The sequence below is a fragment of the Lentzea californiensis genome (assembly GCF_024648825.1).
In the GTDB taxonomy this organism is placed as follows: domain Bacteria; phylum Actinomycetota; class Actinomycetes; order Mycobacteriales; family Pseudonocardiaceae; genus Lentzea; species Lentzea californiensis.
The window spans coordinates 165,631-187,233 of record NZ_JANBBE010000012.1 but is presented as its reverse complement, the minus strand read 5'-3'; the positions used below and the strand labels follow the sequence as shown (position 1 = coordinate 187,233).

The following is a 21,603-nucleotide window of genomic DNA, read 5'->3' as shown; positions in this document are numbered from 1 at the left end:
AACACCATGAGACGGCTCACGACAAAGGGCGGACAGCCGCAGCTGTCCGCCCTTTGTCGCACTAGGTCAGAGCTCAGCCCTCGGCGGGAAGTCGTTCACCGCCTCGGCCAGGTACTCGGCCAGCCTGCCGTGGTAGGCATCGTTGGGTACCCCGTCCGTGAGGTACTGCGCCGCCACCTTGCCCACGTCACTCGAGTCGCGCACCGCGGCGTCGAAGTCGACGATGTGGTCAGCGTCGTAGTTGCGATAGTTCAGCAGCATGTCAGCGTTGAGCTCCCGTCGCTGCACTTCACGTGGATCGTTGTCAGCGAGCCCGAGCGGCGGGATCGTCGTCAGCACCACGTGCAGGGCGGTGCCGTCCTGCCGCAGCTGCTTCTTCAGACCTGTGCGCGTGTTGAACAGAGCGGTGAGCGAAGTGCGAACCTCGTCGGCGGGCACGCCGCGGAGGATCTCCGTGCTGCCGAGTGCCACCAGCGCCGTCCGCGCGTTCGCCGAGCTGAGCACCGAACGCTCGATCTCGGTCTTGTAGTCAGGCCCGACCAGCACGCCCGTGTTCGGGAACGACGTGAAATCCGGCTGTTGAAGGGCGAGGTACACGTCGTTCTGTGTCAACGCCCGCTGGTGCGCTCGCACGTCGGAGACGAAGCCGTTGAACCAGTTGACGGCGCTGGTGCCTGACCTTGACCGGCCGATCACGAACTTTCCGTTGGCGGGGAATGAAGCCACGTCGTAGATCGCGCCTTGCAGCAGGCCGTTCACGTACAGCTTGGCCATTCTCGTCTCGGCATCGAACGTAGCGGTGAGGTGCGTCCACTCCATCGTCGCCTCGCCCCAGGCAGACAGGTCCCTCACCAACGGCGTAGTCGCGCTGTCGGAGCCGCGCAACGTGAACGTCCAGCGGCGCGTCGTAGGGGAGTAGTGCAAGGAGAATCCGTCGGTGGTGTTGCCCTCCTGGCTCACGGCGGTCTGGGCGGTGGACAGCGACCGGGGTTTCACCCAGGCCGACACGCTGAAGTTCCTCGTCGTGTCGAGTACTTTGCCGTTGGAGGCCAGTGCTGCACCGCTGCCGCTGAGCAGCACACTGCCGTTGTGGTCGGAACCGAAGACAACGTTGCCTGTCGCCATCGCGGGAGCGTTGCCGCTCGAGTCCCATGCCACCGTGCCGTTGCCGTCGTTCAGCTTCCACCTGCCAGCATCTGGCACACCCGCGCGGCTCGCGTTCACCAGACCGCCGGGCAACAGTTGCCCGACTGAGCTCAGCTTGCCGGGCAGGAGATCGACCCAGGTGTCGCGCTGTGCCGAGCCGGGAGGTGCGGTGGCGGACAGGGCGTCGCCCAGCACGACCACGGTGCCGTGGCTGGTGTCCGTTGTGGACACATCGACGGCCGAGACGAAGTAGCTCCCGGTCAGGACGGTCGTGAACGGGGCGCCCGTCGAGTCGGTGACGGCGTTGCTCGACGCCAGAAACGTGGGCGCAGTAGCGCCTCCGTGTACAGGAGCGAGCGTGGTGCCTGTGGGCAGGTACAGGCTGACCACGAGGTTGCCATTGCCGCCAGTCGGCATCGAGATCGGGTCGCTGTAAACATCCGCGCCCGCGGCGAGGGTGACCGCGCCGTTGCCGGAAAACTTCAGCGCAGCCGGGGCACCGGACGTCGCTGCCCCCGTGGCCGCCCCCGTGGCCACCGTGGCCGCGCCGATCTGGACGGGAGAGCCGTTGCCCACGTTGGAGAACTTGACGCGAACCTGCGTTCCCCGCACGGTTGGTTTGAGCACCGTCCGCAGCGTCCGGTCAGCGAACCTGTGGCCGTTCGGGGGCACGACAGCCCCGTCTGCAGGAGCCGCCCAGGTGCTCACCCAGCCTGCCTCCACCGGCCTCGGCGCCATCGACAGGACGTGCAGCGCGGTCGAGCCCACGCCGGGCATCAAGCTCGCACTCGAGTTGGGCAGAGTGATCGACTTCAGCGTCTTGTTCGGGTCGGTGGGCAGGAACACAGGCCGGATCACCGGCCGGCGGGACCGGTCCACGCTGCTGCCGACCTTCCAGTAGGGCAGCGTGATCTCGTCCGTGTGCTTGGCGGGGGCGGTCCAGTCACCGATCGCCGGCGTCGTCGGGTCCGAGGTGGTGCCGTCGGTGTAGGTGACAGTGGCGTTGCTCGAGGCGGTCTCGCCGGCAGTGCTGAGTACCAGCAGACCGACTGAGTTCGCCTTCACCTGCTGAGTGGCCGGGAACGGGATGGTCTGGCCGATCGCTACGACGTTGTCGTTGCCGGTGGTGGCGTTGCGCGCCGGCATCGCGAACGTGGCCCCGTTGATGGTCAGGACCGATCCGGGGGCGAGCCCGGCAGCGGCCATGGCCTCGGTGGAGAGGCCGGAGTTGACGTAGTCCAGTGCCGCGGTCGGTCCGGCGTCGTTGCCGATGCCCCTGTTGTTCATCGCGTCGGCGAAGCTTGCCGTCGTGACGTTGTTGATCGGCAGGAACGACAGGTAGTCGAGGCCGATCCGGTAGCGGAGGTCGGTCGAGTTCGGATCGGTGCTCACGGTGGTGAAGGTGATCTTGTGCTTGCCCGCGGTGAGATGCACGCCGTTGAGCGGCACGAACTTCGCCACGGCTGCAGGGTCATAGCCGTTGACCGGTGTCGTGTCGGTCTTGCCGATCGGCTTGTCGTCGATCTTCACCGAGAAGTTGCCGTAGTGGTAGGCGGCGGTAATGCCGGCACCGACCGCGTAGTCGGCCTCGATCGGCGTGCTGAACTCGAGGCTGAACGACTGGCCTTCCGCGTTGCCTTCGAACCGTCGCTGCGCTCCACCGTTCCACGGGATCCCACAGCAATCCGAGAACATGTGAGCAAACGCCTTGTCACTCGCCACGACAGGCATGGCCTCGGCGTCCAGCCGGGTGGTCGGACTGAGGCTGATGTAGTCGAGACCTGCCTTCAGCGGTGAGGTCGTGCCGCCCCGCGCGATCTTCACTGTGAGTTCGTGTTGGCCTGCTGCCAGCTGAAGGCCGCCGAGCAGGCGCCGCGAGGCCGATCCACTGGTGCCGGAACCGCTGGCCCAGGGCCTGCTCAGTTCCTTGCCGTCGAGGAGGAAGCTGAGCCTGTCCGGCAGGTTGACCGCGTGCTCCATCATCCCGGCCGAAAGGTCGTAGTCACCCGTTGCCGGCACCTGGAGCACAAACCTGGCCGAAGCGTTGTCCTTGCCGCCGAGGAGCGTCAGGAACTTGCCGCCGGACGCCGAGGAAGCGGTCTCGGTCGTGAAGGAAGTCGAGTCCGAACCGGACACCTGCAGCGCCTCGGCTTCAAAGGTGACGGTCGGTGCCGGTGCGACGAATGATGGCGATATGAAGAACTCGAATGCCTGGGACTCCGGTGACATCTTGTGCGCTTCGTCGAAGCTGCGCACATGGAGCGTGTGCCTGCCGGGCGGCAGGTTCTGCGGCACGGTGATGGAGGCGGCGCCGTCGGAGGAAGCGATCCAGCCGCCGTTGCCGAACGTCTTGTTGACGTCGCAGTCGGTGGTGGACGGGATCGTCTCGGTGCCGGAGCCCGCGAACGTGTAGGTGAAGCCCTTGATGTATTGGCCGCCGTTGGCGTCGAAGGTGAACTTGCCCGGCTGGTTCTGCGGCCGTGACCAGTAGCCGGGGAGGTAGTCGTCGCTCTTGATGGTCGGAACCTGTGTGACCGGGTTCGCGCGGACAGTGAACCAGTACTTGTTCGACTCGTTGGCCCACAGCTTCCAGCCCGGTTCACCGGGATAGATGTTGTGCCCGAACGACCAGAACCCGTATGGCCCGTCGGGCAGGTCTTTGTCACTCAGGAAACTGGCGACAGTTCCGGAGGAGATCTGCTTCGGCGGATTCGACTCCGTGACGGTGGCGCCGGTCCCGTTCACGACCCTGTGGTAGACGGCGAGGTCGAGGGGAGTGACGTTGGAGTCGCTCATCGTGGACGAGAACGTCGGACGCCGGTCAGAGGTGAAGGCGGCGTTGTTGCACACCACCGCGTTGCTGAGCGAGTACACCTGCGGGTCGAATGGCCGGAAGGAGAACTTGATGTCCAGGCGTGGGTTGTTAGCGAACCGCTTCCAGTGGTCCATCGTGTTCTCCGAGTCCGGAGCGCGCAAGCCGAGGGTCAGCACAGCCCAGTCGAGCCTGGCCGTGTCCTTCGCGACGCCCAGGACATCGAACCTGACTTCTCTCGGACCGCCGCACTGGTCGCCAGCGTTGGACGACCGCGTGTCGATGTCAATGGTCCAGGGGCCCGGCCACGCCGTGCCGGAGTTGATGCCGCCGGTGTGCATGGCGACGGTCGGCTGCTCGGCGCAGCCCATCGCGGTGTGTGCCTGGTTGACGTAGAAACCGGCGTCGAAGATCGTCGCCTCGTAGCCGAAGCGGTGGTGGAGTTCGTTCATGGGGAAGTCGAAGAACGATCGGGCCTTGAAGCTATTGGTACCGCACGAGCTTTCCCGCATCTTGTCGCAGTAGCCGACCTTGGCCCAGTCACCGGTGTTCCACGTCTGCCAGCCGGTGCTCGCGGTCATGGTCCAGTTCGTGCGGTTCTTGGAGAACGGCGGGTCGATGTAGACCGGGTACTTCACGTCCGGTCCCGTCAGTGCGCCGGGAGAAGGCTTGATCTCCACATCGGTGGAGGCACCGTTGTCCACGGGCTTGGCGGTCATGTCGAGCTTGGAGACCGTGCCGTTCGCGGGATCGATTCCCTGCACCGAGCCGGGTTTGCCGACCTTCGACGAGTCCCACATGATCGGTGACGACCCACCGAAGGTGACGTTGCCCTTGCTGTCCGTCGCCCTCAGTAAATCGTCCGATTCGGACAGCTGAACGCCGTTGCCGGAGAGGCGGTACTTGATGCGCGTCAGTTCGGGGTTGGCCGCGGCCTCTGCGTCGTGCACGACGAGGATGTGCGAGTAGCCGAGGGTGTTCGCCTTGACCTTGAGGTCGACGCCGGGGAGGACTCCTGGGTAAGTGGCCGAGTCACCGTCGATGACGGGCTTGGGCAGCGGCTTGTCCCAGTTGAGGGAGACCGACTTGTCGCCGTCCTTCAGCGTCGCAAGCGGTCCGTTCCCGCCGCCGGAGAACGTCACGTCCGAAGTGGACGCTTTCGGTGTCAGCGCGCCGTCCGCCCGCTGTGCCAGCGAGTTGTCCGTCGCGATCCAACTACCGTTGCGCTGCACGCGGACCGGCTGGTTGTGCACGCTCAGGGTCATCGTGCCGTCCGGATTGGCGCGCACGACGGAGTTCTCCGTCGTCTTCTCCGGAATCTCCACGGGCTTACCGGTCCGCTGAGCCTCAGTCGCCGCGTTCGTCTCGCCCGCTGACATCACGGCGGGACGTGGTGGTGCCTGCTCTGACCGAGGTGCCGCCGTGGCGGGTTGGGTGAGGCTCAAAGCCGTCGCTGCCGCGGCGAGCACGGCGACGGCAAGCCTGAATCTGGGCGTGCTCGTAGAGAGCGGTCTGTGACGCACTTGTACAACCCCCCAGGTCGGACCGGCTCGCGACATGCGAGCCGGGCGCACGATAACTCCGGGGCGTCCTTTCAGGCCAGAGGATGTTGGTCATCTGCGTACGACTGTGTGTGACTTCTGTAAAGCATCTTCCCTAACAGCTGCTCACTGGCTTACAGTCCCCGTCGCGGCGCTCCCGTGCGGGACGTCAGTGCGCTGGGGGGTGTACATGTTCGGTGGGGGTTTCACGCGCGCTGAATCTGCCGGGTCCGGCCTGAGACGCAGACGCAGTCGAACCAGGATCGCATTGCTGGCGGTGCTCGCCGTCCTGTCGTCGACCGCGGTGGCCATCACGGTGACCAGGTCGTCCACGCAGGAGACGGGCACCGCTTCCGCGCGCGTGCTCGATCATGTCGATCTTCCAGTGGCGCCGAGGCAAGAGCCGCCCGAAGCCGAGAACGGGAAGCTGCGCAACGCGAACTGGCCATCCGGTGCGCGCGGCGCCGTGCTGGCCACGGACAAGCCCCGCAAGGTCACCAAGACCCCTGTCACCGTCGCGAAGAAGAGCGGAAAGCCGCAGGTCGTAGCCGCGACTGTGATCGACCAGGAGCAGAGCCGCAAGGCCGGCGTCTCCGGCGTCGTGATCGAGGTCCGCCCGACCGAGAATCATCAGGCCAAGGACGACGACGAACTTTCCGTGGGCATCGACTACACGGAGTTCGACAAGGCCATCGGTGGTGCTTTCGGCTCACGGCTCGGCCTCGCCAGGATGCCCGCTTGTGCGCTCACCACCCCGGAACGCTCCGAATGCCGGACGCAGGAACGGATCCCGTCGCGCAACGACCACGGCAACCGCACGGTCTCCGCAGACGTTCCCGCGGAGACGATGGTGCTCGCCGCGGTGGCGGACCAGTCCGGCCCTCAGGGCACGTTCAAGGCCAGCTCCCTCGGCCCGTCCGGCAACTGGTCGGTCTCTCCTGGCACCGGATCGTTCAGCTGGTCCTACCCGATCGACGTGCCGGCGCCCGCATCGGGCAAGGTCGCTCCGAAGCTGTCGCTGGCCTACAGCTCCTCCAGTGTGGATGGACGCACCTCCGCCACGAACGGCCAGGCGTCGTGGATCGGTCAGGGCTGGGACTACACTCCCGGTTTCATCGAGCGCTCCTACAAGTCGTGCGCCGAGGACAAGACGCTGCCACAGGCCCAGCAGACAGCCGACAACTGCTGGCAGGGCCAGATCGTCACGATGAACCTGGGTGGTCAGTCCAACCAGCTCGTCCGGGACGACAACACCGGCGTCTGGCGTACCTCGGGTGATCACGGCGCCAAAGTCGAACTCGTGCAGGGCGCGAACAACGGCCTTGCAGAGGGCGAGCACTGGAAGATCACCACGACCGACGGTGTGAGCTACTACTTCGGCCGCAACAGGGGTGACGGCTACAACGGCCAGGAGGAGACGAAGTCCGCCTGGGGTGTCCCGGTCTACTATCCGAAGGCCGGAGACATCTGCTACCGCGCCAACTTCGCCGACTCGTGGTGCAAACGTGGCTGGCGCTGGATGCTCGATTTCGTCGAAGACCCGCACGGCAACGTCAGCTCGTACTACTACACGCCCGAAACCAACTTCTACGGCGCCAACGGCAAGGGCGTCGGCGTCGAGTACACCCGTGGCGGCGTCCTGAGCCGGATCGACTACGGCCTGCGCAAGGTCAACGGCTCCATCTACACCGCGCCCGCGCCGAATCAGATCGTCTTCACCCCGGCCGCGCGCTGCGTCCCCGCCGACGGCTACAACTGCGACCTCGCACAACTCGACGAGTCCAAGGCCAAGTACTGGCCGGACCTGCCAGAGGATCAAATCTGCAAGCCGGGTGCGACGTGCGAGAACCACGGGCCGTCGTTCTTCTCCACCCAGCGGCTGAGCAAGATCACCACCCAGTACACCGTCGGTGGCACGACGAAGCCGGTGGACGTGTTCGAGCTGGGGCAGACCTATCCCGAGCTGGCGGACAAGGAACTGCGGCTCGACTCGATCAAGCGCACCGGACACCACCCGGACGGCACGGCGATCGCCATGCCGCCGATCACGTTCGAGAGCCAGGCGCTCGCGAACCGTGTCGAGGGCTACAACTCAACCGGTGCTTACTTCCACTGGCGTCTCACCAAGGTCATCACCGACACCGGCGGTCGGATCAACGTCACCTACAGCGACCCGGACTGCACCGTGTCCAGCTACCCGACGAACTTCGCCCAGAACGACCGGCTCTGCTACCCGGTGTACTGGACGATGCCGCTCAACAGCGACCCCGTGCTGGACCTGTTCCACAAGTACGTCGTGCGCAAGGTCGTCGTCGAGGACAGCAACAAGGTCGGTGACGACCCGCCCCGGCCGGTGTCCCCGCAACAGATCACGACGTACCGCTACCTGGGCACGCCCGCGTGGCACTTCGACGACAACGAGCTCGTCAAGCCCGAACACCGCACCTACGGCCAGTTCCGCGGCTATGAGAAGACCGAGGTTCTCAAGGGTGACGGCGACGGCCCGGAGAAGGAGACGCTGACCCGGTCGACGTTCTACCGCGGCATGGGCGGCAGCATCACCGACTCGCGCGGACAGTCCGTTGTGGACAACAACCTCTTCGCCGGCACCGTTCGTGAGGAAGAGGTCTTCGACGGCGATGGCGGCACGCGCCTGTCGTCGAGCTTCTCCACCCAGGCGGTGGTCGGCACGCCGACGGCCAGCCGAGCTCGCCCAGGCCTGGATCCGTTGACCGCCAACGTGGTCGAGGTCGCCGGCACCGCGTCCGTCACCTACCTCGCCGCGGGCGGGGAGAAGAAGGCCTCGACGGTCAACCGCCACGACGCCCTCGGCCGAGTGGTCGCGAAGACCGACTCCGCCGACGGCCTCCCGGACCTCTGCACGACGAGCAGGTTCGCGGAGAACCTCGCACTCGGCATCCGCGACCGGATCTACGAGGTCGTCCAGTCGCAGCAGGCCTGTCCGGCAGAGGGCGTCGAGCCGGCACCGGTCACCAAGCTGGTCCGCACCTACTTCGACGGTTCGGCCACGCTCGGCGCGATTCCCGGCGTGGGCAACCCGACCAGCACCGCCGAGGCAGTGCGCGCCCCCGGCGGCTCGCTCACCTTCCAGCCGAGCGGCACCATCTCCTACGACTCGTCGGGCCGGCCCAACAAGACCGTCGACGCGTCCAACCGCACCACGCTCACCAGTTACACCCCGGCTGACGGCGGACGACTGTCGAAGATCGTCTCCGTCAACGCGAAGAACCAGACCAGCACTGTCGAGTTCGAGCCGTCGCGCAGCGCCACCGTCAAGACCACCGACGTGGGCAACCGCGTCACGGAGGCGACCTACGACGCGCTCGGCCGTCTGACCGCGTTGTGGAATCCGGGTCAGGCCAGGAGCATCAGCGATCCGTCGGTGAAGTACGAGTACGTGCTGCGCGCCGACGGGCCGCTCGCGGTGACGTCGAAGGCGCTCATCGACAACGGCACCAGCAAGAACTACGTGACGGCGGTCAGCCTCTTCGACGCGTTCGGCCAATCGCGTCAGACGCAGTCGGAAGCGCTCGACGGGTCCGCCAACCGCGTGATCAGCGAGACGTTCTACGACTCGCACGGCTGGGCGGTGTCGAGCAACAACAACTTCCTCGTCGCGGGAGCCCCGGGCACAACGCTGGTCGACGTGGCGGAAGCGTCCGTCGACAACCGCATGGTCACTCAGTTCGACGGCTCTGGTCGCGCCGTGCAGGCCACGTCCTACAAGGGGCTCACGGCGATCGAGCAGACCATGACCGTCTACGGCGGCGACCGCACCACGACGTTCCCGCCGACCGGTGGCGTGATCAACGAACAGGTCAACGACGCGCGCGGCCGGGTCGTGGAAACCCGCCAGTACACGACCGCGCCCGCGGTCAACGGGTCCGTCGTCTCCGGCGGCGCGTTCCAGGCGACCACGCGCCGGTACACCGCCAACGGCCTGCTGGACCAGATCAAGGACACGGCCGGCAACGAGTGGTCGTTCAACCACGACCTGCGTGGCCGCGTCGTCAGCCAGACCGATCCCGACGCGGGCACGGTGAGCACCACCTACGACGCACTCGGCCAGATCGAGTCGACCCGCAACGCCGCTCGACAGACGTTGTTCTACGAGTACGACGAACTCGGCCGCAGGACGGTCGAGCGCGCCGACTCGAAAACCGGCGCGATGCTCGCGCAGTGGCGTTACGACGGTGCCACCAACGGCGTCGGTCTTCCCTTCTACAACACGCGGTACACCGCGAACGGCAACTTCGACTCCGGCCCGAGCGCCTACGACGGCGCGGGCAACGTGACCGACCTGATCTTGCGCGTTCCGACGTCGGAACACGGTCTGGCCGGCACCTACACGACGAAGACCGCCTACACGACGACCGGCCTGCCGAAAACCCTGACGCTGCCGGCGAAGGGCGGACTTCCCGGAGTCTCGATCGCCACGTCGTACACCAAGTACGGACTGCCGGAGAAGACCGAGGGCTACAACGCGTATGTCTCCGCGTCCACCTACACGCCGTTCGGTGAACCGCTGAATTACGTGCTGGGCGCCAACAACGCCGCCACCGATCTGTCCTTCGGCTACGACGCCCACACCCGCCGCCTGGCTCTCACCAAGCTCTCCGGCGGGCCATCACCCCTGATCGACGAGACCACCTACAGCTACGACCACGCGGGCAACCTGCTCAAGCAGATCAACAACCAGGGCGACCGCGGCGTCCGCTCGCAGTGCTTCGCCTACGACACGTTGCAACGCCTCACCGAGGCGAGGACGTCGACCGACGCCTGCGCCACCGCCCCGTCCAAACTGACCCTCGGCACCCTGTCGCCCTACTGGCACTCGTGGACCTTCGAGCCGACCGGCCTGCGCAAGACCCAGGTCGCGCACAGCCTGACCGCAGGCCAGCCGGACAAGACCACCACCTACGACTACCCGGCCGCGGGCACAGCCCGTCCGCACTCGCTGACGAGCACCTCCGACGGCACCTCGTACACCTACGACGCCTCGGGCAACACCAAGACGCGCACTCTGCCCACCGGCGTCCAAACCCTCGACTGGGACTACTCGAGCAGGCTGAAGTCCGTCACCGCGCCGGAAGGCACGACGTCGTACATCTACGACGCCGACGGCAACCAGTTGATCCGCCGCGACCCGGACAAGACGACGCTGTTCGCGCCGGGCCAGGACCTCGTCCGCAACCACGAGTCCGGCATCGTCACCGGCACCCGTTACTACGCGCACAACGGCATCAAGGTCGGCATGCGCATCGCCGGCGGCAACTTCAAGTTCGAGGTGTCCGACCTCCACAACACCGGCCAGCTGACCGTCGACTCGGTCTCGCGCGACGTCACCCGCCGCGCATCGGACCCGTACGGCAACGTGCTGGGCGAGATCACCGGCGGCCCCTGGCCGAACGGCCGAGGATTCCTCGACAAACCCGTGTCGACCGTGACGGGTCTGACCGACATCGGCGCCCGCAAGTACGACGCGTCGACCGGCCGCTTCATCTCGGTCGATCCGTTGCTCGACCTCACCGCCCCGCAGACCTGGACCGGCTACACCTACGCGAACAACAACCCGACCACGTTCGCGGACCCGTCCGGCCTCTTCTGCGACGGCTGCGAGTACGCGGGCAGCGGCGACAACCACGGCGTCGGTTGTTCCTACGACCCGACCGGTTCCTGCCGCTCGCAGGAGGAAGTCGACCTGTCGTACCAGATCCGCACGGGCCGCAACGAGAACACGGTCAAGCAGCCGATGATCGGCGGCCGCCGCGTGCCCACGCTGAAGGAGCTCAACAGCCGCGTCGTCTACGGCACCTTCGGTCACAACGACTACCTGGAGGGTGTCGAGGCCTGGGCGAAGCAGTCTTGTCAGCGTGCGAGTGCTGCGGATCGTGACTTCTGCAGCGCGGCCGACGCGATGGGGCTGTTGGATCCGAACCCGGTGGGCAAGGCGATCCTCGAAGTCGCCTTCCAGTTCGTGTGCAACAGGTTCGCGCCCTGTGCGGTCGCTTCCATGGCCGTCGGGTTGCTGATCGCGATGAACGAGGGGCCCGAGGCCCAGGTCGACGCGGCGATGGACACGAAGGGGCCGCGTTCGCCCGGCAACAGCACGAAGAGCCGGACCGCTTCGTGTTTCGGCAGGAACAGTTTCACAGGCGACACGCTGGTGTTGATGGCTGATGGTTCGACCAAGCGAATCGACGAGATCGAGGTCGGCGACAAGGTCACCAACGGCGATCCCGAGAGCGACAACGCCGAGCAACATGACGTTCTCGCTGTGCACGTCACGGATGAGGACAAGCAATATGTCGATCTGACGGTCACGACCGCTGAAGGTGTCAGGGCGATCAATACGACTGCGCACCACCGGTTCTACAGCGTCACGGCCGGCGACTGGATTCACGCAGCTGACCTGAAGCCCGGCGATGCGTTGAACACGCCTGGCAATGGTCGTCTGCTTGTGACATGGGTGCGTCAGTACAGTGCGCAATTGCGTACGTACAACCTCAGCGTTGAAACAGTCCACACGTACTATGTGATGGCTGGTCGCGTGCCGGTGCTCGTGCACAACGGCAACGACGATGACGAGCCGCTGCCGACTCAGGTGAAGGGTAGAAATCAGCCGCTCACCAACAAGCAGGCAACGCACCTCGCCAAGTACCTCGGTTACCGGAAGACGAACGAGTTCATCAAGGGCCAGATCGTGTTCACGAACGGGAAAACGTTCATCTCTCAGGACATCGGTAATGGCGACGGGTCGCACAACGGTGGAACATGGAAGATCGGTAAGTCGGTTGATGCGCTCAGGACCAAAGACACCCGGACCGCCACGACCGACGCGCTTCTAACGGAGATTGGGTGTTGAGAAGGATGACGGAAGACGAGCCGTATTACTGGAGCCTCGATATTCCGGGTTTGACATCCGGGCAGGTTCCTTCGGTGGCCTCCGCCGTCGAGGACAAGGGGCTTGATCTTCAGGTTCTTCCGGTGGATCCAGCCGTCTTCCTGACCCTGCATCTGGACCAGCACACCGTCGAAGCGCTGGTGGCTGGGCTGGCTGGGGCTCAGTCCGGCCCGATTCTCGATGGAATCAGGGAAGTGTTCGTGGACTGGCTTGCATGGCTGGACACTTCGCCGGTCGAGCCGAAGGAGTAGGGCGGGCTCGGACGACCACCTGCTGAACAGGTCGTGGTGGCCAGCGAGGACGAGATGGTCCTCGCTGGCCACCTTTCTGTGTGAGGCGACGGTTGCGTTCCTAGTTTGAGTCTGCAAGACTCAAACCATGTTCACCACATCGGAGGCGCTGGAACTGGTCGAGCGCGCCGCATCGGCCGAGGCCCTGTTCGGGCCTCGCAGCGCCGATCCCGGCAAGCGCAAGGAGGTGCGGCGCCGCTACCACGCGCTGGCCTCGGTGCTGCACCCCGACGTGGTCGGACCAGCGAACACTCGGGCGCACGCGGCCTCGGCGAACCTGACGCGCCTGCATCACGAGTGGACCCACAGCACGAGCGTCGAACTGAGAACGAGGACCGGCGCCTACCGCATCGGGGAGCCGTTCGCGGTGGGCAGCATCGCCAACCTGTACGAGGCCGACGGTCCGTACGTCGTGAAGGTGGTGCGCAATCCCGCGTTGAACCCGCTGCTGCACGGCGAGTGGCAGGCGCTGCGCAAGCTGGAGCGCTTCACCGACGTGCACCACTGGTTGCGGCCCTTCTACCCGCGGCTGCTCGACACGTCCGGTGATGTCGCCAAGGGCTCGCGTGCCTTCACGGTGCTCGACCCGCTGGTGGACGGGTTCGTGACGCTCGCGGACGTCAAGAAGGCTTTCCCTCGGGGCCTGGACGGGCGCGACTACGCGTGGATGCATCGCAGGCTGCTCAAAGCGTTGGCCGGCGCACACGAGATCGGTCTGGTGCACGGGGCCGTCACTGCCGAGAACGTCATGGTGCATCCGGAACAGCACGGGATCGTGCTGGCCGGTTGGTCGTTCGCCGTCGAGACCGGCCAGAGGCTCCTCGCGACCAGCAAGACCATCGCCTATCCGCCGGAAGTCCAGGCGGGAGAACCGGTCACGGCCGCGACGGACGTCCACATGGCACACACGCTGATGGTCGATCTGTTGCGACACGACGAACATCGGCAGATCGCGTTCGCCCGGGGCTGTCTGCAGGAACGCCCGTCGCGCCGGCCCGATGCCGCCGACCTGATCACCGAGTACGACGAGCTGCTCGAAGAACTCTACGGACCAAGGGTTTTCCGCCCGTTCGCTCTGCCAGAAGGAGAATGACCATGGGACACGGCAAGTGGGACGACAACGCGTACGCCGCTGCGAAGACCTTCCGCGCGGCCAAGGGGATCGCGGACTTCGGCTACACCGCCTCGATCAAGTCGGCGCCCGCGTCCAGCTGGAAGGCGGCGCCGTCGCTGGACCCGCTGAACGTCGAGTACCGCGAGTGCCGCGACTCGCCCGACCACGCCGACTCGACACCGATCGCGGTGCTGTTCGACGTGACCGGGTCGATGGGTGCGGTGCCGCGGATCATGCAGGGCAAGCTCGGCAAGCTGCACGGGCTGTTGCAGCGCAAGGGATATCTTGCCGACCCGCAGCTGATGTTCGGCGGGATCGGTGACGCCGACAGCGACCGCGTGCCGCTGCAGGTCGGCCAGTTCGAGTCGGACAACCGCATGGACGAGCAGCTGCGGGACATCTTTCTCGAAGGCAACGGCGGCGGGCAGAAGAGCGAGTCCTACGAACTCGCCGCGTACTTCGTCGCCCGGCACGTCGTCACCGACGCGTGGCAGAAGCGGGGCCGCAAGGGCTACCTGTTCATCATCGGCGACGAGCTGAACAAGCCCCGGCTGGAGGCCAGGCACATCCGCCGGATCATCGGTGACGACGTCAAGCAGGACATCGACCCGGTGTCGGTCTACCGCGAGCTCGCTCTCAAGTGGAACGTCTACTTCATCCTGCCCAACCAGTCGTCGTACTACAACGACGACAGCATCGGTGACCACTGGCGGACGATCCTGGGGCAGAACTTCCTCAAGCTGGACGACCCCGGCGCGGTGTGCGAGCTCATCGCGGCGACGATCGGCATGGAGGAACGCGTGGTCGATCTCGACCAGGCCTTGGTGGACCTCGCCGAGATCGGGTCGGTCGCCGAGAGCAAGGCCGTCGGCAAGGCCCTGGTCGCCGTCGGCAACGCCGCACGGCCGGTCGTCGCCGCACCGCTCGGCATCGACGGTCCCGACGACGTGGCGCTGAGCTGATGAACGGTCACGTGATCGTCGTCGGGCTGGGGTTCGGTGACGAGGGCAAGGGAGCCGTCGTCGACGCGTTGTGCGCCGACGGGCCGGTGTCCGCCGTCGTGCGGTTCAACGGGGGAGCGCAGGCCGCGCACAACGTGATCGCCGGCGGCAGGCACCACACCTTCAGCCAGTTCGGGTCCGGCACGCTCGCGGGTGTGCCGACCTGGCTGTCGCGGTACGTGCTCGTCGAGCCCATCGCGCTGGCGACCGAGTCACGCGAACTGGAGGCGCTCGGCGTCGCGAACCCGCTGTCGCTGATGTCGATCGATGCTGACGCGCTGCTCACCACGCCGTTCCACGTCGCCGCGAACCGGGCCAGGGAGAGGGCCAGGGGCGGCGACCGGCACGGGTCGTGCGGGAAGGGGATCGGCGAGACCGCCTGGTACGGGCTGCTCGCCGGGGCGAGCGAGGGGGACGTGGTCGAGGGGCAACGGGTGCTCGGCGTACCGGGTTCCGCCCCGACCGTCGGCGACTGCCTGAACCCCGCGGTGCTGCGCACGAGGCTGGACGCGCTCGCCAGGTTCTACGAGCCGCTGATCGGTGACGGCCCGAACGTCGACGAACTGGTCGGGCTCTACGGCGCTTTCGCGGACGCCGTCCGGATCACCAAGGGCCACGAAGGGCTGCTCGACGCGGGCCGAGTCGTCTTCGAGGGCGCGCAGGGCGTCCTGCTCGACGAGACCTACGGCTTCCACCCGCACACCACCTGGTCCACGGTCGTGCCGCGCAACGCCCGGGAACTGCTGCGAGGACGTCAGGCCCGCGTGATCGGCGTGACCAGGACCTACCAGACGCGCCACGGCGCCGGTCCGCTGCCGACCGAGGACCAGGCCGTCCTGCAGCGCTTCCCGGAGCTGCACAACGGCACAGGGGAGTTCCAGGGCGCATGGCGAGCCGGGCACCTGGACGCCGCGTTGCTGCGCTATTCCGTCGATTGCTGTGGGGGTATCGACGGGCTGGCTGTGACGCACCTGGACGCTGACGGCCTGAAGGTCGCCACCGGGTCGAGCCTGGAGGACATGCCCGACCCCGTCGCGTACCTGGAGGACCTGCTCGATGTCGACGTGCTCGTCACCGGCGCGGGGCCGGCCAGGGAGGACTACGCGGTGCGGGACAATCCACGACATGATCGAGTCGACGTTGGTCTCGGTAGACGTGATCGTGCTCCGGTTTGATCCGGAGGCACGCACGGTGCTCGTGGGGGTGGCACCGCGCGCACAGGAGCCGTTCGCGGGTGAGCTGGCGCTGCCCGGCGTGCTGCTGGGCAGGGGTGAGCGGCTGCGGGACGCGACCGCCAGGGCCGTCACCGGGAAGCTGGGCCTCAGCGAGAAGTCGGTGACCGCGACCGGCCAGCTCGCCACGTTCGACGAGCCGTCGCGTGACCCGCGCGGTCCGACGCTGTCGATCGCGCTGTGGGCCACGGTGACCAGGGCGACCGGCGATCTGGCGGTCTGGAGCCGGCTCGACGCCATGCCCGCGCTCGCCTTCGACCACGACCGGATCGTCGCCGACTGCCGGCCGTTGTTCGCGGACAAGCTGTGGCGCGACGTGCCGTTCACCGCCGGCCTGCTCGGGCCGGAGTTCACGACGGCGCAGGCACTCGACGTGACCGAGTCGCTGACCGGCGACCGGCCCTATCCGGCCAACCTGGGCCGCACGATGGACCGCGTGCCGGGTCTGGTCCGCACCAGTGAGCACGCGGCGGCGTTGCCCAAGGGCGGACGGCCGCCGCTCGTGTGGAAATGGACTAGCGAGGTAGCTCGGGCTTGAACAGCCAGCGGTTGAGCAGATCGCGGTGCCCGGCGAGTGAGAGGAAGTCCTCCGTCGTCACCACGCCGTGCCGGTTGCGGGCGCACCACTCCCGCAGCAGCGCGAAGAACGAGTCGTCGCCCATCTCGCGGCGCAGCGCGTGCAACGTCAACGCCCCGCGCTTGTAGACCCTGTCGTCGAACCAGTCCGCACGCGGTGGCCGTCCGATCACCAGGTTCTGCGGCAAGCGGCGCAGCAGGTCTCGTGCCGCGGCAGCACAGGCGTCCGCGGACCGGCCGCCGGAGGCCTCGGACCAGATCCACTCCGAGTAGCAGGCGAAGCCCTCGTTGAGCCAGATGTGCTCCCACGCGGCGATCCCGACGGAGTTGCCGAACCACTGGTGCGCCAGCTCGTGGGCCACCAGCCGTTCCGAACCGCGGCGGCCGTCCACGTGGTTGGCCCCGAACGTCGACAACCCTTGCGCCTCAACGGGAACGTCGAGCTCGTCGTCGGTGACGACGACCGAGTACTTCGGAAACGGGTAGGGCCCGAACAACGACGAGAACAGCTCGATCATCGCGTCCTGGCGGCCGAAGTCGTGCGCCACGAGCCGGCGCAGCCGGGCAGGCGCCCACACGTCCGGCAGGGCCTCGACGTACTGTCCGATCTGGACGGTCGCCAGGTAGGTCGCCATCGGCGCGGCCATCGAGTACGTCCACCGCGTCGTGCTGCCGGACACCTTGCCGTCCACCAGCACCCCGTTGCACACCACCGTGTACGGCGAGGGAGCCGTCACCTCCAGGTGGTAGGACGCCTTCGAGGACGGGTCGTCCAGGCACGGGAACCACGACGGCGCCCCGATCGGCTGGGACGCCACGATCGAGCCGTCGGTGAGCTGGTCCCAGCCGAGGTCGCCCCACTCGGGCGTCGAGACCGGCACCGGCATGCCCGAATAGCGGACCTCGACCGAAAAAGCCCCTCGCACGGCGGCACGGATGTTCAGCACGCCACCGGCGTGCCCGTAACGCGCGGGTTTGCCGTTCACCAGCACCTTCGAGATCCGCAGAGGACCGAAGGACAACGAGAAGGACGACAGCGAGGTGCAGGAAGCCTGCAACACCGCGCGCCCGGTCAGGCGCGCGGAGTACGGCTTGTAATCAAGCTCTAGCGCGTAATGGTGTACGGAGAAGCTCATGTCCACGCGGAGATCGGGTTGCCCAGCCAACGGGTTCCCGACGGTACATCCTCTCCGCGCATGACGAGAGAGGCGGGTCCGATCGTGGTGTGAGCGCCCACGGACACCCCGGGCAGCACGATGCCGTGCGGGCCCAAAGTAGAACCGGCGCCCAGTTCGACGCGGTCCATCCGCAGGATCCGGTCGTGGAACAGGTGCGTCTGCACGACGCAGCCGCGGTTCACCGACGCGCCGGCACCCAGTTTCACCAGGTCGGCCTCGGGCAGCCAGTACGACTCGCACCACACGCCGCGGCCGACCGACGCGCCCAGCGAGCGCAGCCACAGGTTCATCAGCGGCGTGCCACCGGAGAACCCGATGAGCCACGGCACCGCGAGCACCTCGATGAACGTGTCCGCCAGCTCGTTGCGCCACACGAACGCCGACCACAGCGGGTACTCACGCACCTTGAAGCGGCCCACGAGCGCCCACTTGGCGACGACGGCCACGAGGCACGCGGCCACACCGGCACCCAGCAGCACGACGCCGGACCACCAGACCCCGAACTCCTTCAGGGCGAACAGCACCAGCACGACGAGAGCGACGTTCAGCATCACCGGGACGAACCGGCACAGCTCGACCAGCGCCCGCGCCCACATGAGGTGCTTGGGCGGGTCGAACGTGCGCGACTGGTCCGACACCTCGGCGGCGCGCGGCAGCTTCATCGGCGGCATGCCCAGGTACGACGAACCGGCCTTGGCCCGCTTCGGCGCCGCCGACAGCACGCCGACGAGCCCGCCCTTGGGGACGTTGCGGCCCGGCGCGGTCATGCCCGAGTTGCCCAGGAACGCCCGCTTGCCCACGCGCGCCGTGGCGATGCGCAGCCAGCCGCCGCCGAGCTCGTACGTCGCGACCATCGTGTCGTCGGCCAGGAACGCCCCGTCGCCCACTCGGGTCATCTTCGGCAGCGCGACCACGGTCGACGCCTCGACGTTGCGGCCGACCTTCATGCCGAGCAGCCGCAGCCACACCGGCGTGAACAGCGACGCGTACAGCGGGAACAGGGCCGTGCGCGCGTTGTTCATCAACCGCTCGGTCGTCCACGCCGCCCACGCGACGCGGCTGTGCACGGGGTAGTGGCCCTCGCGCATGCCGATGCCCAGCAGGCGCACCGAGACCAGGATCAGCAGCGCGTAGGTGCCGAACCAGATCGCCGAGGCGACCGGGACGTCCCACAGCGCCGACGTCAGGGTGACCGGCCGGCGCAGCACGTAGAGCAGGGCCGGGGCCGCCGCCAGCAGCGGCAGTGCGGCCAGCAGGCCGGACGAGACTCCGTACATGAGGTTCCAGAAGCGCGACCGCTCCGGGCGGCGCGACGGGAACGAGCGCGCCGCCTTGCCCTCGCGGGTGGCGGGCACGCCTGACCAGCGCTGACCGGTCGGCACGGACCTGACGACACCCGAACCGGGCGCCACCTCGGCCTTCTTGCCGATCCGCGCGCCGGGGAACAGCGTGCTGCGCGCACCGACGGTCGCACCCGCGCCGATCCTGATGCGGCCGATGCGCAGCCGGTCGCCGTCCAGCCACCAGCCGGACAGGTCGACCTCGGGCTCGACGGCGGCGCCGCGCCCGACCTTCAGCATGCCCGTGACCGGCGGCAACGAGTGCAGGTCGACACCGGGGCCGATCTTCGCGCCCAACGCCCGTGCGTAGTGCGTGACCCAGGAGCCGGAAAGATCGGTGGCGCGTGACATCTGCGCCAGCATCTCCGCGGTCCACAGTCGCAGGTGGACGGAGCCACCGCGCGGGTACTCGCCGGGCTTCACGCCGCGCAGCAGCAACCGGGCGCCACCGGCGGAGATCGCGAGGCGTCCGGCGGGGCTGAGGAAGACCGCGAACCCCGCGGCCACCCACCACCACGACACGGACGTCCAGCCCAGCACGTTCGACAGGGCCGTCAGCGCGACGACCCAGCGGGCGCCGGCGATCGTGAGCAGCGGGATCATCAGCAGCGTCTGGACGACGCCGGTCCAGCGGGGCGTCGGCGCGACCTCGTGCACCTCGGCCGTCTCGCCGTACGACTCCAGCCGCCGTGCCAGCTTGTACAGCGTCGGGTTCTGGTAGATGTCCGACACCGACGTGCTCGGGTACCGAGTGCGGACCATCGAGACCAGCTGTGCGGCACCCAGCGAGCTGCCGCCGGACGAGAAGAAGTTCGCACCCTCGGAAGCGGGCCCGGAACCGAGCACCGCGGCCCACTGCTCCGCGAGCCAGCCCTCGAGCCCGGAGAACACCACTCCGGCGGTGTCCATCGACGCCAGCGGCCACGGCAGCGCGGCGCGGTCGACCTTGCCGGACGTGCGCGTCGGCAGCGTCTCGACCACGGCGATCAGCGGGACGAGAGCCGCGGGCAGTTCCGCACGCAGCTGCTCGACGGCCGCGTCCTGGTCGAACTCGCCGTCGGTCAGCACGTAGCCGACGAGGATCTGGTTGCCGCCCCGCGTCGTGCGCACGGCGGCGGCCGCTCCGGCGACACCGGGCAGCGCCGCCAGCGCCGCGTCGACCTCGCCGAGCTCGATGCGGCGGCCGCCGAGCTTGATCTGCTCGTCGCCGCGGCCGAGGAAGACGAGGCCCTCCGGCTCGGCGCGGACCACGTCACCGCTGCGGTACGCGCGGTCCCAGCCCATCGAGGGCAACGGCGCGTACTTCTGCGCGTCCTTCTCGGCGTCGAGGTAGCGCGCGAGGCCGACGCCGCCGATCACCAGTTCGCCGGACTCACCCATGGGCACGACCTCGCCCTGGGCGTCCACGACGACGAGCTCCCAGCCGTCCAGCGGCAGGCCGATGCGCACGGGACCGGTGCCGGTCATCTGCGCGGCGCAGGCGACGACCGTCGCCTCCGTCGGCCCGTAGGTGTTCCAGACCTCGCGGCCGTCGACGGCGAGCCGTTCGACCAGCTCAGGCGGGCAGGCCTCGCCGCCGAAGATCAGCAACCGGACGTCGTCCAGCGCCTCGACCGGCCACAGCGCGGCCAGCGTCGGCACCGTGGAGACGACGGTGATCTCCTGCTCGACCAGCCACGGGCCCAGGTCCATGCCCGTGCGCACCAACGAGCGCGGCGCGGGCACCAGGCAGGCGCCGTAGCGCCACGCGAGCCACATCTCCTCGCAGGAGGCGTCGAACGCGACGGAGAGCCCGGCCAGCACGCGGTCGTCCGGCCCGATCGGCTCGTCCTGCAGGAACAGGCGCGCCTCGGCGTCCACGAACGCGGCGGCGCTGCGGTGCGTCACCGCGACGCCCTTGGGCTTACCGGTCGAACCGGACGTGAAGATGATCCACGCGTCGTTGTCCAGACCCGGTTCGCCGGGCACGCCGAGCGTGGTGCCGTGCCGCACGAGGGAGCGGCCCTCGCCGAGCACCGCACCGACTTGCGCCTCACCGAAGACCAGCTCCGCCCGCTCGTCCGGGTCCTCGAAGTCGACGGGCACGTAGGCCGCGCCGGCCGCGAGGGCCGCCAGGATCGAGACGTAGAGGTCGACCGTGCCGGACGGCACGCGAATGCCGACCCGGTCGCCGGCCCCGACGCCCTCGGCGGCGAGCTTTTCCTTGATTTCCAGTACTTCCGTGATCAGTGCGCGGTACGTCAGCGCGGTGGTGCCGTCGTCGACGGCCAGCGCGTCCGGGTACCTGTCGGCACTCGCGCGCAGGATGTCCAGGAGGGTGCGCGGTGTGGGCGCCTCGCCTGCGGTGAACATCGATCGAAGGACAACGGGTTCAGCCGCGATCGTCACGTCAGCGTCACTTCTCACCCTCTCGGCAACCGGTAGCTGTACAACTTTACAGCCACGTAA

The 21,603-nt window shown here is 67.6% G+C and carries 9 protein-coding genes; 6 read left to right on the top strand and 3 right to left on the bottom strand.

Going from position 1 to position 21,603, the window contains the following annotated elements; translation table 11 throughout:
* Positions 1-66: 66 nt before the first annotated feature.
* Complete coding sequence (locus LX88_RS44465) at positions 67-5,283, bottom strand: LamG-like jellyroll fold domain-containing protein (RefSeq protein ID WP_258951941.1); 5,217 nt, start codon at positions 5,281-5,283, stop codon at positions 67-69.
* 493 nt (positions 5,284-5,776) lie between these two features.
* On the opposite strand from LX88_RS44465, the gene LX88_RS34270 reads away from it, so the two are divergent.
* From LX88_RS34270 to LX88_RS34245, 6 genes are all read left to right on the top strand, one after another.
* Positions 5,777-12,385, top strand: coding sequence for a toxin C-terminal domain-containing protein (locus tag LX88_RS34270; protein WP_258951940.1), 6,609 nt, complete (start codon positions 5,777-5,779; stop codon positions 12,383-12,385).
* A 5-nt stretch (positions 12,386-12,390) separates the two neighbouring features.
* Positions 12,391-12,675 (top strand): hypothetical protein, encoded by a 285-nt coding sequence (locus tag LX88_RS34265; RefSeq protein WP_258951939.1) that lies wholly within the window; start codon positions 12,391-12,393, stop codon positions 12,673-12,675.
* A gap of 127 nt (positions 12,676-12,802) precedes the next feature.
* Entirely contained in the window at positions 12,803-13,807 is a 1,005-nt protein-coding gene (locus LX88_RS34260; protein WP_258951938.1) for a protein kinase family protein, read from the top strand.
* Positions 13,808-13,809: 2 nt separating this feature from the next.
* Complete coding sequence (locus tag LX88_RS34255) at positions 13,810-14,790, top strand: hypothetical protein (RefSeq protein WP_258951937.1); 981 nt, start codon at positions 13,810-13,812, stop codon at positions 14,788-14,790.
* On the top strand, positions 14,790-16,004 hold the full coding sequence (locus tag LX88_RS34250; RefSeq protein ID WP_258951936.1) for an adenylosuccinate synthetase: 1,215 nt from the start codon (positions 14,790-14,792) through the stop codon (positions 16,002-16,004). Before LX88_RS34255 ends, LX88_RS34250 begins: the two co-directional genes overlap by 1 nt.
* Positions 15,955-16,599 (top strand): NUDIX hydrolase, encoded by a 645-nt coding sequence (locus LX88_RS34245; protein ID WP_258951935.1) that lies wholly within the window; start codon positions 15,955-15,957, stop codon positions 16,597-16,599. The genes LX88_RS34250 and LX88_RS34245 overlap by 50 nt, the downstream gene beginning before the upstream one ends.
* Here the strand turns inward: LX88_RS34245 and LX88_RS34240 are convergent.
* Together LX88_RS34240 and LX88_RS34235 are read right to left on the bottom strand one after the other, a co-directional pair.
* A complete protein-coding gene (locus LX88_RS34240) occupies positions 16,577-17,773 on the bottom strand; it encodes a M1 family metallopeptidase (protein ID WP_258951934.1) in 1,197 nt (398 codons plus the stop codon). The two genes, LX88_RS34245 and LX88_RS34240, sit on opposite strands and share 23 nt — an antisense overlap.
* On the bottom strand, positions 17,770-21,507 hold the full coding sequence (locus LX88_RS34235) for a Pls/PosA family non-ribosomal peptide synthetase (protein WP_258951933.1): 3,738 nt from the start codon (positions 21,505-21,507) through the stop codon (positions 17,770-17,772). Before LX88_RS34235 ends, LX88_RS34240 begins: the two co-directional genes overlap by 4 nt.
* Positions 21,508-21,603 lie beyond the last annotated feature (96 nt).

Excerpts from the sequence above, each read along its gene's own strand:
- LX88_RS34265 (WP_258951939.1), top strand. The coding sequence starts at position 12,391 with ATGACGGAAGACGAGCCGTATTACTGGAGCCTCGATATTCCGGGTTTG.
- LX88_RS34260 (WP_258951938.1), top strand. The coding sequence starts at position 12,803 with ATGTTCACCACATCGGAGGCGCTGGAACTGGTCGAGCGCGCCGCATCG.
- LX88_RS34255 (WP_258951937.1), top strand. The coding sequence starts at position 13,810 with ATGGGACACGGCAAGTGGGACGACAACGCGTACGCCGCTGCGAAGACC.
- LX88_RS34250 (WP_258951936.1), top strand. The coding sequence starts at position 14,790 with ATGAACGGTCACGTGATCGTCGTCGGGCTGGGGTTCGGTGACGAGGGC.
- LX88_RS34245 (WP_258951935.1), top strand. The coding sequence starts at position 15,955 with ATGATCGAGTCGACGTTGGTCTCGGTAGACGTGATCGTGCTCCGGTTT.
- LX88_RS34240 (WP_258951934.1), bottom strand. The coding sequence starts at position 17,773 with ATGAGCTTCTCCGTACACCATTACGCGCTAGAGCTTGATTACAAGCCG.
- LX88_RS34235 (WP_258951933.1), bottom strand. The coding sequence starts at position 21,507 with ATGTTCACCGCAGGCGAGGCGCCCACACCGCGCACCCTCCTGGACATC.